This window comes from Pseudomonas sp. 05N434 (genome assembly GCF_056396965.1).
The window spans coordinates 1-17,289 of sequence record NZ_JBFTMK010000003.1; the positions used below are offsets into that span (position 1 = coordinate 1).

Genomic DNA, 17,289 nt, shown 5'->3' on the forward strand with positions numbered 1-17,289 from the left:
AGCCCGGTTGCAGCATCTGTGCCTGAGCGGCCACAGGAAGTGCCAAACCAAACGCCATGGCCAAACCCAGCAGACGAACGTTCATCGAGTAACTCCTGATCATTAGTGGCCGTTAGACGTCGGCCACGGGCTTCGGTTCATGGGCCAATTAAATAGCGACATTCTGCCCGGAACATGGTCTGTTAAGCATTGAATCTTCAAGGAGCAAGGCTGCCCCATGGATTATTTCGGACCGCATGTATTCGGTTATCTGATCGCACTGTTGCACACACTGGGCTCGATCGCCGCCATCCATGCCGTGTTGACCGTTCGGACCGCTCAGGGCTCGATCGCCTGGGCCCTGTCACTGCTGTTCATTCCCTACCTCACGCTGATCCCCTATCTGGTCTTCGGTCGCAGCACCTTCGATGGTTACATCAAGGCCCGACGGCAAGCCAACGAGGAAATGCGCAAGGCCATCTCCGAACTGAACTGGCGCCCCTGGGTAGAAGAGGCACTGGCTGCGCGTGCCTCCAGCGCTTACGCGTCTTTGCGGGCCATGCCGAAGCTGGGGCGCATGCCATGCCTGGCAAACAACGATGTGCGCTTGCTGATCGACGGCCAAGCCACGTTCGATGCAATTTTCGACGCCATCAGCAACGCCCGTGAAGCGGTGCTTATCCAGTTTTTCATTATCCACGATGACCGCATCGGCCAACGCCTGCACACCCTGCTGACGAAGAAAGCCGCCGAGGGCGTGGCGATTTACTTGCTCTACGACCGCATCGGCAGCCACTCCCTGCCCCACGAGTATGTGCAACCATTGCGAGATGCCGGTATCGAGGTCAAAGCCTTCGCCACCCGCAGCGGCTGGCTCAACCGCTTCCAGGTGAATTTCCGCAACCACCGCAAGATCGTAGTCGTCGACGGGCTTGTCGGATTTGTCGGCGGGCTCAATGTCGGCGACGAGTACATGGGCGAGAAACCACCCCTGGCGCCCTGGCGCGATACCCACGTGCAAGTTCGCGGGCCGGTGGTGGCCTGCATGCAGGAGTCCTTCGCCGAAGACTGGTTCTGGGCGGCCCGTTCGCTGCCGCCACTGATCCTGCCAGACGTTTATCCGGATGACGGCGTGCTCTGCCAATTACTGGCCAGCGGCCCGGCGGACTCCTACGAAACCTGTTCGCTATTCTTCGTCGAAGCCATCCATGCGGCGACGGAACGCGTGTGGATCACCAGCCCTTACTTCATCCCCGACGAAGCGGTGTTCGCCGCGTTGCGACTGGCGGTGCTGCGCGGTGTGGATGTACGGATCCTGTTGCCATCGCGGCCGGATCACCGGATCGTCTACGCCGCTTCCAGCCTTTATGCCTTCGAAGCCGTACGTGCCGGGGTGCGCGTGTTCCGTTATCAACCCGGCTTCCTGCATCAGAAAGTGGTGCTGATCGACGACGAAATCAGCGCCATCGGCAGCGCCAACATGGACAACCGTTCGTTCCGGCTGAATTTCGAAGTGATGCTGCTGACGGTCGACAGCGGGTTTGCCGCCGAAGTGGAGCAGATGCTCAACCACGATTTCGCCCAGGCTCACGAAATCGCCAAAGAAGAAAGCCGGGAAACCCACCGCCTGCAACAGGTCGGCATGCGGATCGCCCGGCTTATTTCGCCGATTCTCTAGTTGTAGATGTCGTCGCGGGTCCACGGCAGTTCATGGCTGCCATCGGGATGGGCTTTCACCGCGAGGATTTGATGCAGGTTGATCCAGCCTCTGGCGAAGGCATAGGCGCATCCCGCCAGATACAACCGCCAGATCCGTAGTGCCTGCTCCGGTACCAGTTTGGCGGCGGCTTCCAGATTGTCTTCCAGGCGTTCGCTCCAGTGGTCCAGGGTCCGCGCGTAATGCAGGCGCAGGCTCTCGACATCGACAATCTCCAGCCCCGCTTCGCTGATCTCGGCCGAGATCATCGCCAGGTGCGGCAGTTCGCCGTTGGGGAACACATACTTCTCGATGAACTCACCAGCACCGCGCCCGACCGGACGACCGTCGGTGTGTTTGGCGGTAATCCCGTGGTTCATCACCAGACCGCCCTCTTTCACCGCGCCGAACAAGGTCTTGCAGTATTCGGCCAGATTGGCGTGGCCGACGTGTTCGAACATACCGACGCTGACCACCTTGTCGAAACGCCCGTCCTGAGGCAGATCGCGGTAGTCGAGCAGTTGCAGTTCGATCTGGTCTTCCAGGCCTTCGGCTTTCACCCGCTCACGAGCCAAATCCAACTGCGCTTGACTGAGCGTGATCCCGAACACCTTCGCGCCGAACTCCCGCGCGGCATACCGCGCCAACCCGCCCCAGCCGCAACCGACATCCAGCAGATACTCCCCTGGCTGCAAGCGCAACTTGCGGCACAGGTGGCGAAACTTGGCTTGTTGAGCCTGCTCAAGGGTTTCACTGCCGGTCTCGAAGTAGGCGCAGGAATACGCCATGTCGCTGTCGAGCCACAGCTGATAGAACTCGTTGGAAAGGTCGTAGTGGTAGGAGATGGCTTTGGCGTCGGTTTCCTTGTCGTGAACCAGGCGCACCGGTTGCGCATCGTCGTCTTCGCTGATCAGCGCCTGACTCCATTCATCGCAGACACGAATCACGTCGCTGATGGAGCCTTCGAGCTCCAGTTTGCCTTCGACAAACGCCGCCCCCAGCGCGTCCAGGCTCGGATGGGTGAACTGGGTAACCATGTGCGGGTCCTTGACCACAATGGTGACGCTGGGCGTCGGCCCCAGGTTGAACTCATGGCCGTCCCAGAGTCGCAAGCGAAGCGGCAACTGCAGATTCTGTAAGGCCAGTGGAAGTTGCGCGAGCATGGATAATCCCCCTGATTTTCAGACGTCTGATTTGAGGGTAGTCCATCCTTGAAAAATAGCCGGCTATCGATTTAATAGCTGCTCTCTATGATTCGAGGCTGCAACCAACCGTCCTGAACCCACTGTTTCAGCCATGTAACAGCCTGAAGGGATGCATCCTCACCATAGATGACTGCTAATTCGGAGCACAGTTCAGCGAAATCCCAGTCGCCCTGAAACAAGCCGTCTAGAGCTGCCGCCTCCGCAGGTTCCAGGCTGCGGTAATGACAAACCAGCCCCGCTCTCCAGATCACCAATACTTGGGGCGCCCCTAACGCTGCACTACCGGGGAACCCGGTTTCATCCTTCACTGCCCGCCACAACGCAACACTGTTGAAAGCACACTCAAGCCATTGCACAGAGGGGCTGGGGCTGACCCGCAACGTCGGCCAGTCTTCAGGCTTCAGGGCGGCCATGTCCTGTATCGTCAGCGGCGCGCCTTCAGGCGCGTCGAACGCGAGCGTGAATGCCCACTCAAGTGCCGCCAACTCCCCCAGCGCTGCACTTTGCTCTGGCACTAAATGCTGTCGAATAAACGACTCGAACCCTTCACCCAGCCACCTCAGGCTGTAATGAACAGACGGACACTGGCGAATGTAAGCCGCCGCGAGCTGCTCGAATTCATCGTCACCCAGCCAATGCCAAATGACCGGATAGTCGCCGCGCAGAACTTCCTGAAGCCTTGCCTGATAGGCGTTGTGATAGATCGCCAGCCCGGTGCTCACATCCAGTGTCGGCCCCCCCATAAGACTCGCGCCTAGCGCGGTATCGGCTGCTGTCTGCTCACCCAGCAGATACGTTTCAAAGGCCAGCTGCCAGTCGTTCAGGCGCATCTCAGTCTCCGGGTCAACACGCTATCACCCAATGCCCGGGCCTTTTGCAACTCGGTAAGTAGCTCTTCAAAAGGCGGGAAATGATCATCGCGTTCCAGCAGTGTCGCGACTGGCCCGAGGTGTYCCAGGGTTTGTTGATAGAGCGCCCAAACCGGATCACTCACCGGCTGGTCATGGGTGTCGATCACGTAATCGCCGTGGTCGCTGTGGCCAGCCAGGTGCAACTGTCGAACCTTTTTGGCCGGCAGCCCTTGAATGAATGTCCACGGATCGAAGCCATGATTGCGGGAGCTGACATAGACGTTGTTGATGTCCAGCAACAGCTCGCAGTCGCTCAACCGGCTGAGCGCATCAAGAAACTCCCATTCGCTGAATTCGTCGCCAGCGCTGCGCACGTAACTGGAGACGTTTTCCAGCACCAGCGGACGCTGCAAGACGTCCTGAACCTGCCGCACTCGGCCGGCCACGTAATAAAGACTTTCTTCGGTGTAGGGCAGCGGCAACAAATCATGGAGTTGATGGGCATTGCCGCGGCTCCAACACAAGTGATCGGAGATCCATGCCGGTTCAACTCGCTCCGCCAGAAGTTTCAGCTGTTGYAGATACTGCGGATCGAGGGCATGAGGACCGCCAATAGACAGCGATACGCCATGCATCACCACGGGATACCGTTCGGCAATGGCGTCCAGGTAGTACAGCGCCTTGCCGCCCTGGACCATGAAATTTTCCGAGACCACTTCAAACCAGTCCACGGCTGGCGACTGTTCAAGAATCTGTTGGTAGTAGGCACTGCGCAAACCCAGGCCGTAGCCCAGACAAGAAAGGGAAGCAGACATTTGCGGACTCCTCGCAAAGTGCCGCAGTGGCAAGAGAGCCACCGCGACGGCATTCGGCAGTCAGTTATTCGCCGACTTTTCCATCGGCCTTCATGCATTCGGCCTGAGTCATTGCCTTGAAGCCATGCCCTTTGCAGACAGCCTGACCTTTGCAGGCGTTTTCGGCTGTCTTGCAGTCATTCATGCCTTTGCACGATGTCACGCCGTAGCAGTGAACCTGTGCAGCGTCGGCGGCCTGAGCCTGAGTGGCAACACCTGCGAACATTGTTGCAGCGGCAAAGGCGAGAGCGGCACCGGCGGTGGCGGTTTTGAAGTTCATTTGTATATCCTCAGTAATCGTCAGGGGTGTCGGCTGGAAGGTTGTTCAGTCCCGACACAGCACTAGAGAGCGCTGCCCTGACGGCGTTACAGAGGCGATGAAAAAACTTTTCGCCTCGCTCAAACCTCATCTTTGAGCTTGAGCAAAGGCTCCTGAAAACGCAGCAAACGCCCAGCATTACCGAGCACCAATAACGTACTCAAGTTGTGCAACAGCGCGGCAATCATCGCCCCGGCCGCGCCCAGCCAGCCGAATGCGGCAAAGGCGACAATCGCCAGGGTCCAGCCCAGACCGATGATTACGTTCACCTGTAAAGTCTGCCGGCATTGGCGACTCAGGCGCACACAGGTTCCGAGCCGGCGCAGGTCGCTGCCGATCAGTACGATATCGGCCGAGGCCAGCGCGATGTCCGCACCGCCCGCGCCCATGGCCACGCCGACCACACCGGCCTTCAGCGCCAGGGAATCGTTGATGCCGTCTCCCACCACCATCGGCCGGAAACCGCTGTCGATTTCTTTCAACACGCGATTGAGTTTGTCCTCGGGCAAGGCCTGGGCTTCGACATCGCTGATGCCCACATCCCGGGCCAGCGTATGAGCCACGCTTTGTCGATCCCCGGTCAGCAACAACTGACGACCCAAGCCCAGTTCACGCAACTCGCTCAGGGCAAACCGCGCCTCGGGTTTGACGCTGTCGGCGAGCAACAGCCAAGCGAGAAATTCACCGTTGAGTGCCAGCCCGGCAATCGGGCCATCGTGGCCGGGAACAGCTGAGGTGACGATGYCCAATTGCGCGAACAGCTCCGGACGACCGAGGGCCGCTTCGCCCTGCTCCGTCATCGCCACGACACCCAGCCCCTGACGCTCGCGGATGTCGGAGAGCAGCAGAAAATGTTCCTGAGTGACCAACCCGGCCAACGCGCGGCTGACCGGGTGGCTGCTGGCAGAGCCAAGGCTGGCGGCGAGTTTCAGTACGTGACTGCGATCTTTCAGCGGACTGTCGATCGATTGCAGGCGCAAGGTGCCGAACGTCAGGGTTCCGGTCTTGTCGACCACCAACGACGTCAGGTCAGCCAATTCTTCGAGGAACGCCGAGCTGCGAATCAGAATCCCGTGCCGAGCTGCGACCGCCACCCCGGCAATCGCCGTGGCCGGTGCCGACAACACCAGTGCGCAAGGACAGGCCGCCACCAACACCGCAAGCATCGCCTGGGCATCGTTGGTGACGAACCAGGTTACGGCAGCCAGCAGCAACACCAGCACCATGTAACTGCCGGCGTAGCGTTCGAGCAAACGGGTGATCGGCGGCTTGGAGCGTTCGGCGTTTTGCATCAACGCGATGACTTTACCCAGTGTCGACTCGTGACCGGTGCGGGTCACTTCAATGCGCAAGAGGCCATCAAGGTTGATCGCTCCGCCGAACACCGGCATGCCCACAACGGCCTCTATGGGCACCGACTCACCGGTGATCGATGCAGTGTCGAGGCTCGCCTGACCGGACAACACCCGACCATCGGCCGGCACGCGATCACCCGCACGCACCTCCACCAGGTCGCCGGCCTTGAGTGTGCCGTTATCGACTTCAACGATAGCGCCGTCAGCCTGAATCTTGCGCGCATGGCTACGCGTCAGTTTGCCGAGGGCATGAATCGCTTCCTGTGAGCCGATCACGCTGCGCTCTTCCAGCACATGGCCGAAGATCATGATGATCGGCAGCAGTGCCGCAGTCAGCAGATCGCCAGTGGCCCAAGCGCCGAGCATGGCGAGGGCAATCAACTGATCGGTGATCCCGTGCAGGCTCGGATAACGCAGGCTGTACCACGCCGAACGCATGACCGGCACGGCCACCAGCAACGAAGCAAAACCCAACAGCAATTGGCTGACCCCGGTCTGCTCCGGCAACAACCAGCGCCAGATCAGGCCGAGCGCAAGCAAGCCCAGTGCAAGCATGGCCAGGGTCAACTGGCGCGCGGCGCTACGTTGTTCAGCCGAAGACAACATGCTCGGCGCGGCGGCGGTTTGGGCAGTCATTGCGCAGCTCCCTGAATGATCAGGCGGGAATCGTCTTTCGGATCGACCGTCGTCACCGAACCGGCCTGCCCGAGAATCTTCGGCATCCGCTCACGGTAAATACGCAGCAGCATTTGCGGATCGGTGCCCTGCTGTTGCGCCTTGGCCAGGCTTAATACTGTGGCGGTGTCGGTGGAGGCTTTGGCCAGGCGTTCGCTGGCCTGGGCGTGAGCCACTTGCAGCGTGCGGTCGGCTTGTTCATTGGCGGACTGAGTCAGCTTCTCGGCTTCCGTGCGCGCATTGGCCACGGCCTTGTCAGCTTGCTGGCTGGCAGTTAACACGGCGTTGAACGCGCTCACTGCCGGGCCGGGCAGACTCGATTGCACATCGACCCGCGCCACTTCGATACCCAAGCCCTGCCCGGTCGCCGTCAGTTCGGCCAAGCGTTGATTGATGCCTCGCACCAGATCGCCGCGCAGACGTTCGCGACGTTCGGCAGCCTGATTGTCGGCACCGATCAGTTCCGGTCGAGCCACCAGAATGGTGTCCAGGTCTCGCGCCGCGGTGAGTGCCACGGCACTGCGCGTCACCAGTCGATCCAGAGCCGGCAACACATGCTCACCCTGAAGAACGAAGGCATAGGGCTCAGTGACTTTGTAGAACACCCGCACATCCAGCTGCACCACGCCCGCGTCACCGGTCAGCAGATAACCGGAACCGGCGAGCGCATCGCTGAGGGGTGTGGCGAAGCTCGCCACCCGGTCGGCCTGCAACGCGGCATCGGTGCGCAGCAGATTTTCCACCCGACGCTCGATCACCCGATCCGCTGCCGGCAACAAGATCACCTGCTCAAACGGTCGTGGCCACGCCAACAGTAAGCCGGAATTTTGAATGCGATCCAGCGCGCCGAAGTGCAGCACCACGGCGCGATTCTGCGGGTCGATCTGCCGCACATTGGAAAATGCCCACGCCAAAGCAGCCAGCACGGTCACGGCGTAAAGCGCGAGAAAAGCCAAGCGCCCGGCCTGAATCCAGGGGCTGCTCAATTCATTTGTTCCACGTGGAACCAAACTCATGGCTGCGACCCGGACTTGTTTTCGAGCGTCGGTGGACCGTCAACCAACACCCGGAACGGCGCCGCATCGGTGCGCTAAATCAGTTTGGTGCCCGGTGCGACGATGGTGCCCAAGGTGTCGAGCGAACGCAGCAAATTGTAGAGCTGCGGTGAGCCTGCGTAGGCGCGGCCGTAAATCTGCGCGGCTTCGACGCGGGATTGGGCTTCGATGTCTGCGGCTTTCACAGTGGCATCAGCTTGTACGATTCGCGCATCACGCTCGGCCGCAGAACGGATTTGTGCCGCTTCACGTTTGCCGATAGCCGTGCGTTCAGTGGCGATTGTTTCACGCTCGGCGCGCATACGATCGACCGTCGCGGTGAGCGTCACCGATGGCAGCGTCAAGCGCTCGATACCGACTTGCAGCACTCGCACGCCATAGGTGGTGAGCAACTGCTGATCGATCTGCTGGCGCAGCTGCGCTTCGAAATCGGCGATGTGCACCTGGTTGGCGTCAGTGTTCACCAGGTTGGCCAGGTCGAAACTGCTGGCAGTGGTTTCCAGCGCCGAGCCGACAAAGGTACGAATCTGCCGCGCGGCTTCATCGGGTTGATTCTGTACAGCGCGCATAAAACGTTGCACGTTGTCCGGATCGCCCTGTACCTGCCAGGCCACGTAGGCTTGCACGATGATGCGCAGACCGTCGCGCGTGCCCACATCCTGCAAACCGCTGGAGGTGGTACGCAGCCGCAGATCAACCGGAATCGCCGCCTCGAACGGCGCCGGCCAACGCCAGCCAAGACCCGGCTCCAGTAACACCCGCGATGGATTGCCAAAGCGCGTAATCACCGTGGCCTCCCCCGAGCGCACTTGCACCAGGCTTGCCGCCGCAACGGCAAAGGCCACCAGCAGCGCCGCCCAGCCCATTCGCCGCCACGGAAAAGGGCCAGCTTCGTGCGGATCACCATGGTGGTGATGGTGATGATGACCGTGGTGATGCCCGCCATGGCCGTGATCGTGGCCGGCGTGGTCATCGTGGTCGTGATGATCGTGAGTAGGCGTCGACTGGCTCAATGGGCGGCTCCTGGCTGAGCGGTATTACGCGACGGCGCAGGGTCAGCCGGCAGCGTGAATGTACGTAGGTCGATGGTCGGCGCATTGCTGCTACCACCCAGACGGTGATCGAGAACCAGCAGCTTGGCGTTAGCCAGACCCTGGGTCAGTTGGCTGAGGTATTGCTCCAGTACAAAAGCCTGGCCGGCGCTGGAGTACGCCTTTCGCTCGGCGGCAAATTTCAGGTCGGCGGCCCGAGCGCTCGAGTTGATTTCATGCGCACTGGCCGTGGCTTGATCGCGAGCGATGCTGGCCTGCAATTGCGCCTGGTTGGTCGCCTCCGCTGCGGCACCGCGCTCGCGGGAGATCAATGCCTGGGCGCCAATCTGCGCTGCTTGAACGCCGTGATAAGCATTGGCAGCCCCCGCTGGCGGATGAATGGCCTCGACCACCGTGGCGAGAATTTCCACGCCGCTGTCGAGTTTTTGCAGATCCGCCTGCACGGCGCGGCCGATTTCTTCAGAGAGCCCTACCCTGTCTTCGCCGAGCAAACCGTCGAGGGTTCTTGAGGCGAAGTCATGAACCAGAATCCGGCTGGCGGTGCTGCGAATCAGCGTCGGCACGTCGGCGCTGTTGTACGTCGCGGCCAGAGCCGCCTGATCGCTCAGGCCGATGCGATAGACGAAGCGCACGTCCATGTTGACGATCTGAAAGCTCTGCTTGTCGGCACGGCTGCTGGCGATGACCTGGGATTTGTCATTCACATGGCTGGCGTCCCACAAGCGATTGGCAATGGCCGGTGCCGGGCCTTCGGCAGGTTCGGCCGCGACCGGGGCCGATGCTTCGCCCACGCTGGTGGCCAACTCATGGACTACGCCGTTCTCGACGCTCAGCACGCGACCCAGCGGCCACGGCAAACCGGCGTGCAAACCGGGCCCAAACACTTCCACCGGTTTGCCGAAACGTTCGTAGATGCCCCGCCCCTGTAGCGGTATTTCATGAATGCCGGTGAGCGACCAACCGACGATTGCCACCACCGCCAGCACCGGCAAAAACGCCCGGCGCATGTAGGTGAAGGCCCAGATTTGTCGCAGGTCGATACCGAAGCGATTGTGCAACTCGTGCTGCAATGCGAGCAGGGGCTGTGGCGGCCAGCGCAACATATCGGCGACGAAGCTTCGCGCCAGCAAGGTCGGTTCAAGCTGTTCACGACGGGGGCTGAACAGTGACAACACGGCGCGCAGCAACAACTCGATGGCGACCAGCCCCGGCAACAAGCCGATCAGCACCGCCAGACGCACCGGCCAGACGGCTGTTTCGCTACCGAACAACAGACACAAGGCGCTGAGCACCAGGCCAATAATCGCGACCCGCGCCAGCTGCGCCAACGACCCGGCTTCAGGCCATTGGGCGACATTTTCCTGCGCCAGTTGCCGCTCCAGCACCAGCAAACCGAACGCCAGCAGCAACGACAACGCCGCGCCGACACTGGCCGATAATCCCAACGCAGCGGGTGGCAAAGCGAGGTTCCAGACCTGCTCGATGCTGTACAAACTCAACAACGCCCAGCCGCCAAGCCAGAGCGTCGGTGCACCGATCTGCCCAAGCAACCGCAGCCAACGCTGACTGATGCCGTCCAGCAACCGCTCGTACCAACCTTCGGCGACAACGACTTCTTCGGTGATAGCCACCGGCACCAACACTGATGGATTCATCGCTCGTGCGCGCCACTGCGTTATCCACCAGGCCGACTGCAGACCGGCGACCAGCACCAGCAAACCGGCGCTCTGATTGACCAGCAACGCGGGCCAGAGCGACTGCGGTGCAAACAGCCCGACAAAAAACGCCAGCACCAGCCCTGCGGCCGCCAAGGCCCCCAAACCGATTGCCCATTGGCGTAATCGACGTCCTTGAACGACCGCCTGCTGAAAGCGCGGCAGCCCTGCTATCTGTGCCCCATCGCCATCGAGATCGACTTGCATACCACCCCAGCCATTGCTCACATCACAATTCGTTACGATATAACGAAAATGGTGAAATTTTCGTCCTGAATCGTTCTATCTAAAAACGCTGAACCTGTCGCCAAGCTGAAGCCTTGACCGAAATGGTGAGAAACGCACATATTACGTTCGTAATTTTTATTGAAGACTACTTTTTATCGATCCCGCCCCTCTCAATCCAGGAGTTGCACCATGAGCACCTATGACGTCGTGATTCTGGGCGCCGGCCCCGGCGGTTACAACGCAGCGATCCGCGCCGGGCAGTTGGGCTTGAAAGCGGCCTGCGTGGAAGGCCGCGCCACCCTCGGCGGGACCTGCCTGAATGTCGGTTGCATGCCGTCCAAGGCATTGCTGCATGCCTCCGAGCTCTACGACGCGGCCACGGGGGCGGAATTCGCCAACCTCGGGATCGAGGTCAAACCTGTGCTCAACCTGGCTCAGATGATGAAACAGAAGGATGAAAGCGTCACAGGGTTGACCAAGGGCATCGAGTTTCTGTTTCGCAAAAACAAGGTCGACTGGATCAAGGGGTGGGGCCACATCGACGGGCCGGGTAGCGTCACGGTGACCGACAATCAGGGTGGCAAGACCCGGCTGAGCGCCAAAGACATCATCATCGCCACCGGTTCCGAACCCACTCCCCTGCCAGGCGTGGACATCGACAACCAACGCATCCTCGACTCCACGGGCGCGCTGTCGCTGGCTGAAGTACCGAAGCACCTGGTGGTGATCGGCGCTGGGGTGATCGGCCTGGAACTGGGTTCGGTATGGCGGCGCCTGGGTGCTCAGGTGACGGTCGTCGAATTTCTCGACCGGATCTGCCCGGGTGTGGATGCTGAAGCCGGTAAAACCCTTCAGCGCTCATTGAGCAAGCAAGGCATCCGCTTCAAGTTGAGTTCGAAAGTCACCAGCGCCACCTCCTCGGCAAGCGGTGTTCAACTCAGTGTCGAACCGGCCGCAGGTGGCACCGCCGAACTGCTGGAAGCCGACTACGTGCTGGTGGCTATCGGTCGTCGTCCTTACACCCAGGGCCTGGGGCTGGAGAACGTCGGCCTCGCCACCGACAAACGCGGCATGCTCGCCAACAAGGGCCACCGCACTGAAGCCGCGGGGGTCTGGGTAATCGGTGACGTCACCTCAGGGCCGATGCTCGCCCACAAGGCCGAAGACGAAGCCATGGCCTGCATCGAGCAGATCGTCGGCAAGGCTGGCGAGGTCAATTACGACCTGATCCCCAGCGTGATCTACACCAAACCGGAGCTGGCCAGCGTCGGCAAGACCGAAGAACAGTTGAAGGCCGAAGGTCGCGCCTACAAGGTCGGCAAATTCCCCTTCACCGCCAACAGCCGGGCGAAGATCAACCACGAAACCGAAGGCTTCGCCAAGGTACTGGCCGATGAGCGCACCGACGAAGTTCTCGGTGTGCACCTTGTGGGCCCGAGCGTCAGCGAAATGATTGGCGAATATTGCGTGGCCATGGAGTTCAGCGCCTCGGCCGAAGACATCGCCCTGACCTGCCATCCGCACCCTACCCGCTCCGAGGCCTTGCGCCAGGCGGCGATGAATGTGGAAGGGATGGCGACGCAGATTTAGAACGATCAAAAGATCGCGGCCAAAGACTGCGATCTTTTCGCTTTTTCAGTCAGGCAGATGCCCCAACGGCAACGCTCCCGGCGTCTTCACCGTGTGAATTGCAAAATTGCTGCGGATATCGCTCACGCCCGGCAATTTCAGCAATCGCCCGGTGAGGAAACGGTCATAGGCGCGCAAGTCCGGTACCACCACTTGCAGCAGAAAATCCGATTCCCCGGACACCAGAAACGCCGAAATCACCTCAGGCAATGCCGTCACGGCCAGGCGAAACGCTTCGGCTTGTTCATCGTTATGCCGTTCGACTTTGACCCCGACAAACACCGTCAGCCCAAGGCCCACTTCATCTCGATCAAGGTTGGCCTGATAGCCACGAATCACACCGGCCTCTTCCAGCATCCGGACCCGGCGCAAACAGGGCGAGGCCGACAAGCCGATCTCATCGGCCAGTTGTACGTTGCTCAGGCGTCCGTCCCGTTGCAGCGCCGTGAGGATTTTGCGGTCGTAGGCGTCCAGTTTCATGTTTTGGTAGATCCTGATGGTTCGATCATCACAAACTGGCAGGTTATGCCAAATATCGAAGCTTTAGAAGCCGACTACGCAACCTGCTGTTGCAGACCGGCGCTCGTCAGGGCAAAGGCGCGGCGCTGGCCACGGCATTGGGGCTGGGCGTGGCGCGCGGTTGTCATGTGGCATTGGCGGCATTGGGTTTGGCGACGCTGTTCAGGACTGCGCCCTGGACCTTCGACGTGGTGCGCCTGGCCGGCGCCGCGTACCTGCTCTGGATCGGCATTCAGTGCCTGCGCACCACGATGCTGCCGAGCTTGAACGGTGCAGACGCAACGACTGCTAAACCACGGTGGCCGGAGGCGATCCAGCGCGGTTTGCTGACTAACCTGCTCAACCCCAAGGCGCTGCTGTTTTGCTCGGTGCTGCTGCCGCAGTTCATCAACCCTCAAGCCGGACCGGTGCTCGCGCAATTTGCGACCCTGGGCATGATGCTGGTCAGCGTCGGCTTGCTGTTCGACAGCGCCTACGCGCTGGTCGGCGCTGCGTTGGGCCGTTGGCTGCAACGCAGTCCATCGGCCCAGCGGGTACAACAGTGGTTGTTTGGCAGCCTGTTGATTGGTTTTGCTGTGCGGCTGACCTTTGTTCAACAAGCTTGAGCGTTATCGCGCTTTCCGACGGCGGCGACTGATCAACAACAGCGCCGCTGCCGTAACGGCCAACACGGCGCCGATCTGCAATGGTTTTTTGTAGGGTCGCAGCGTGGACCGCATAGCGTCGGTGACCTGGGTCACATAGCGCTTGTCGGCATTCTGGAAGTCCGGCTCCTGGCATTGATGACCGAAATCACCGGCCCAGACCACATAGGGCCCCTCCTCTACATAACGACGATAGAACGCGCTTTGCTCTTGCAGGTTGGTGCCCCACCCTGAGGCCTTGCATAGCATCGAAGCAAACGCCTGACTGCTGTGGGGCAGATGATCGGCGGCCTTACTCGCCAGAGCCGTGGCGACATAACGGTAATGGAAACGCTCATCAGGTTGCGCCACCGTAGCTTGCTGACGCTGCACTTCGCCCTCGGTCATCAGCGGTCCGACCTTGAGCTCCGGAGCTTCCAGGCTGTAATTGCCACCGAAGGTCACGTAATCCGGGGACATCTCGTAGCCCAACAGCTCCATCCCATCGTAGCGAGCCAGCGTCGCGGAGTAGTAATAAGCGAATGCCTTGGAGGTCGGCCACCATTTGGACTCGGCCTCCTTGCGCAATTGCCCATACCATTTGGCCTTGGCCTGCAAATCCGCGTTGTCGAAGTAAGCCGGAGCCTCATCGTAACGCTCTTCACGCAATAAACGCCGCCCGAGCAGATTGCGCAGGCTCGCGGCCACCGGCAACGGCACATAATTGTCGCGATCCTGCTGGCTGAGCGGTGGCGGTGCCGGCACCTGGGTGTCGACGTACTGCTTGAGTTCATCGAGGGTCAGCACCCGCTCAGCCACGGTGGCCGCGTCGAACCAGTAGATGCCCTGGCTGCGATAGAGCTGATCGAAGGCCTGCAGGTAATCCCCGCGTTGCAGGGCCAGGATCGCGCTTTCACCCTCGACCCGGCACTTGGGCTGGAGCGTTTCGTAATCCCAGTCGGGCGTCCGCCGCTCGCCCCAGGATTCGTTCTGCGGGAAGGCCTGGGCGGCTTTGGCATAGGCCGCTGCGGCGGCGTTTTTGTCGCCATCACGCACCGCCAGCTTCGCCCGCAACCACCATGCAAGGCCACCGTCACCAGCCTGTTCGAGGAAGGCTTTGGCGCTGGCGTAATCGCCCTGTTGATAATTCATCGCCGCCAGGCGATCGGCATTATCCAGACTGCCACGGGTGCTGCTTTGCAGCAGTTTGATCAGTTTCTGTTCGTTCGGCGGTTGATCACCGAATGACCAGCCCAGCCGACTGATCAACGACGCCGTCACCAGTTGCTGCACCGCTTTGCCCTTGAGCAACCCGGCCAGTTGCTCGTCGGGCATCGCCGCCAGATCGGCCATCAACAGCTTCAGCGAGGTGTAGCCCACCGCCGAGCCGTGAAGGTTCTGCGTGGCGTAGAGTTGGATGGCGTTGTCCCAGTCACCCGCGGTGCGGGCCACTCGCGCTTCTTCGCCGAGGCTGGCGACACCCAGTTCCAACGGGTCGTTGAAGCCGTCGATGCTCAGTTGACGGGTCTGCTCGAAGGCCTTGCGGGACTGAGCCAACAGGTCAGGGGTCGCGCCTGCTTCTGAACTCATGGCAAACAGCGCCCGGCCCAACGAGTACGCCGCCCAGGTGCTACGCAACGGGCGTTGTTCCGCCGGCAGCGCCAGCACTTTCTGGAAGTAGTCGGCGGCCAGGCCATGGTCACCGGCGTTGAACGCCACGGCGCCAGCCAGATAGAGTCTGTGCTCGGGCGGCAGATTCGCGCCTTGCTCTTCAACCTGACGGGCATCGATCAGGTTGCGCAGTTGTTTCACCAGCGCTTGCTGCTCAGGCGTCAGACCGGCCTGTTCAGCGGTATCGCGCTGATGGGTGTAATCAGGCGCATCGCCGTAACCGTCCCCCGGAATGTTGGTGGCGGCGGTGACATTTTTCAGTCCCGCGATGGCATGCCCGAGGCGGCTGATCTCAAGGTTGAAGTTGCCTTCCGGCAGTTCCGCCAGCGACTGGCCACGGTTGTCGAGCAGGCGCATGGGGAAGTCCGGCCCGCAGGCCAGCGCCGAACCCAATGGCAGGCTGAGGCTCAGGCAAAGCACATGGCGGGGCCAGTTACGGGTAAACATTCGAACCTCCTTGATCAATGTGTGCGCAGCGAGCCCAACCGATAGCGCGCTGCCCGCCGGCCGGGATTCGACCGTCACGCAGGCGGATGAAGGTAAGCAGATCCGGGCGCTGTTGCAACGCATAACCGGCCAGCGCATCGGCGCCCTCGCAGCCCTGCACCGCCAGCGTCAGACGTTCGGGCCAGGCACTGTCGAGGTTGCCTTGGTTGCTGAGGCTGATGTCGTAGAGGCCGTCCTGCGCCGAGAGTTTCAGCCCCACATGACTGTCGAGCGTATCGCCGCGCGCCACAGCGCCCAGCGTCGTCAGGCTCCAGGCCCTGCGATCATTGGCCAGGGGCAGGCGAAACCAGATCAGCCCGGCCAGATGGGCCGGTGGATCGGCGCGCAACTCGGTGCCGAGCTTACTCAGTTGCTGCGGGTCTGCCAGCAACTCCCGACGTTCACCGCCTTGCTCGATGGGCACTTCGCTTTCCACGACCGGCGCGCCCCCGGCCCCCGGCAACAGCGCCACGCCATAAGCCGGCAGCGCCAGATAAAACGGTTTCGATGTGTTGCGACTCCAGGCCCTGGCCCACTGCCGTGTCTGATCCGGGTCGAACAGCCCACGCCGTGGATCGCTCACCGCGTGCACCTGCAACACGCTGCTGTCGACCGTTGCCAGCAACGCCGGCAATTCAGAACTGTCTAGCCAGGCCGGCAACGCGGTGATGCTCAGTGGCAAGGACGCCGGCAGAACGCCACGCAAATGGGTGAGGAATTCGCGGTAGGCCGGTAACCGGGCGTTGCCCGCATCGTGGTCGATTTCCACGCCGGACAGGGTCAGCCCCTGCCCTTGCCAATCGCTGAGCACCTGCTGGATCTGCGCCGTGACCTCGTCCCGGTCCAGCCCATTGAGCTGGCCATCCAGACGAACCACCGCAATCAGCGGTCGGCCATCACGCTTGAGCAGCGCCGGATCGATCCGCGCCCGGCTCCAGCCAGACTGTGGAAATGCCTGCAAGGCCAGCACGCGCAAGGTCGAGAAATCGGTGTGGCTGTCGCGCAGCGCGGCGTCATGGGCTGGCGTCCATAGCCGTTGCCAGACATAGAGTTGCTGATCGAGCGGCGGCGCGTCCGGTTGCTCGCAACCGTTGAGCAACATCAATGCGCCAAGCAAGGCCGACAAGCGAATGAAAAACACAATGCCCACCCTCATCCTCTGTGGCGAGGGAGCTTGCTCCCGCTCGACTGCGCAGCAGTCGCAAAATGCAGCCCATGTGGTGTGTCTGATGATATGAAGGGGCTGCTTCGCAGCCCAGCGGGAGCAAGCTCCCTCGCCACAATTGATCGGTTACGAATTCCCGGCAGCCTACTCAGCTATCGGCTTGCAGGCAATGATCACCTGATTCTTCGCCACCACTGCGTCCAGCGCCTGAA

The 17,289-nt window shown here is 61.2% G+C and carries 13 protein-coding genes and 2 pseudogenes; 3 read left to right on the plus strand and 12 right to left on the minus strand.

Annotated features, from left to right (window positions below; all coding sequences use genetic code 11):
- Nucleotides 1–85, minus strand: a pseudogene (locus AC1DLB_RS00265) (DUF3617 domain-containing protein); the annotation flags it as partial.
- A gap of 132 nt (nt 86–217) precedes the next feature.
- Here AC1DLB_RS00265 and cls point away from each other — a divergent pair.
- Nucleotides 218–1,657: a cardiolipin synthase gene (cls, locus tag AC1DLB_RS00270; RefSeq protein ID WP_477743530.1), complete on the plus strand. Its 1,440-nt coding sequence runs from the start codon at nt 218–220 to the stop codon at nt 1,655–1,657.
- Here the strand turns inward: cls and cfaB are convergent.
- The 8 genes and pseudogenes from cfaB to hflK (AC1DLB_RS00310) form a co-directional block, all read right to left on the minus strand.
- Nucleotides 1,654–2,838, minus strand: a complete 1,185-nt coding sequence (cfaB, locus tag AC1DLB_RS00275) for a C17 cyclopropane fatty acid synthase CfaB (protein ID WP_018927348.1) — start codon at nt 2,836–2,838, stop codon at nt 1,654–1,656. The two genes, cls and cfaB, sit on opposite strands and share 4 nt — an antisense overlap.
- A gap of 71 nt (nt 2,839–2,909) precedes the next feature.
- Entirely contained in the window at nt 2,910–3,710 is an 801-nt protein-coding gene (locus AC1DLB_RS00280; RefSeq protein ID WP_064621172.1) for an HvfC/BufC N-terminal domain-containing protein, read from the minus strand.
- Complete coding sequence (gene bufB, locus AC1DLB_RS00285) at nt 3,701–4,546, minus strand: MNIO family bufferin maturase (RefSeq protein WP_477784463.1); 846 nt, start codon at nt 4,544–4,546, stop codon at nt 3,701–3,703. Before bufB ends, AC1DLB_RS00280 begins: the two co-directional genes overlap by 10 nt.
- Nucleotides 4,547–4,610: 64 nt before the next feature.
- Complete coding sequence (gene bufA2, locus AC1DLB_RS00290) at nt 4,611–4,865, minus strand: BufA2 family periplasmic bufferin-type metallophore (RefSeq protein WP_018927345.1); 255 nt, start codon at nt 4,863–4,865, stop codon at nt 4,611–4,613.
- Nucleotides 4,866–4,984: 119 nt separating this feature from the next.
- Nucleotides 4,985–6,895 (minus strand): heavy metal translocating P-type ATPase, encoded by a 1,911-nt coding sequence (locus tag AC1DLB_RS00295; RefSeq protein WP_477784464.1) that lies wholly within the window; start codon nt 6,893–6,895, stop codon nt 4,985–4,987.
- On the minus strand, nt 6,892–7,950 hold the full coding sequence (gene hflK / locus AC1DLB_RS00300; RefSeq protein WP_026286517.1) for a protease modulator HflK: 1,059 nt from the start codon (nt 7,948–7,950) through the stop codon (nt 6,892–6,894). The genes AC1DLB_RS00295 and hflK (AC1DLB_RS00300) overlap by 4 nt, the downstream gene beginning before the upstream one ends.
- Nucleotides 7,951–8,027: 77 nt before the next feature.
- Nucleotides 8,028–8,855: pseudogene (gene hflC, locus AC1DLB_RS00305) on the minus strand (protease modulator HflC); the annotation flags it as partial.
- A gap of 143 nt (nt 8,856–8,998) precedes the next feature.
- Nucleotides 8,999–10,963: a protease modulator HflK gene (hflK, locus tag AC1DLB_RS00310; protein WP_086945266.1), complete on the minus strand. Its 1,965-nt coding sequence runs from the start codon at nt 10,961–10,963 to the stop codon at nt 8,999–9,001.
- A gap of 210 nt (nt 10,964–11,173) precedes the next feature.
- On the opposite strand from hflK (AC1DLB_RS00310), the gene lpdA reads away from it, so the two are divergent.
- Nucleotides 11,174–12,574, plus strand: coding sequence for a dihydrolipoyl dehydrogenase (gene lpdA, locus AC1DLB_RS00315; protein WP_477743529.1), 1,401 nt, complete (start codon nt 11,174–11,176; stop codon nt 12,572–12,574).
- A 45-nt stretch (nt 12,575–12,619) separates the two neighbouring features.
- Here lpdA and AC1DLB_RS00320 read toward each other — a convergent pair whose 3' ends face one another.
- Nucleotides 12,620–13,093, minus strand: a complete 474-nt coding sequence (locus AC1DLB_RS00320) for an Lrp/AsnC family transcriptional regulator (protein ID WP_019580354.1) — start codon at nt 13,091–13,093, stop codon at nt 12,620–12,622.
- A 35-nt stretch (nt 13,094–13,128) separates the two neighbouring features.
- On the opposite strand from AC1DLB_RS00320, the gene AC1DLB_RS00325 reads away from it, so the two are divergent.
- Nucleotides 13,129–13,737 (plus strand): LysE family translocator, encoded by a 609-nt coding sequence (locus tag AC1DLB_RS00325; protein WP_477784468.1) that lies wholly within the window; start codon nt 13,129–13,131, stop codon nt 13,735–13,737.
- A gap of 3 nt (nt 13,738–13,740) precedes the next feature.
- Here AC1DLB_RS00325 and AC1DLB_RS00330 read toward each other — a convergent pair whose 3' ends face one another.
- Both AC1DLB_RS00330 and AC1DLB_RS00335 read right to left on the minus strand, forming a co-directional pair.
- Nucleotides 13,741–15,873, minus strand: a complete 2,133-nt coding sequence (locus tag AC1DLB_RS00330; RefSeq protein ID WP_477743528.1) for a hypothetical protein — start codon at nt 15,871–15,873, stop codon at nt 13,741–13,743.
- The gene (locus AC1DLB_RS00335) at nt 15,860–17,056 is read right to left on the minus strand and encodes a DUF3142 domain-containing protein (protein WP_477743662.1); all 1,197 of its coding nucleotides are present in this window, start codon (nt 17,054–17,056) and stop codon (nt 15,860–15,862) included. The genes AC1DLB_RS00330 and AC1DLB_RS00335 overlap by 14 nt, the downstream gene beginning before the upstream one ends.
- Between the last annotated feature and the right edge of the window lie 233 nt (nt 17,057–17,289).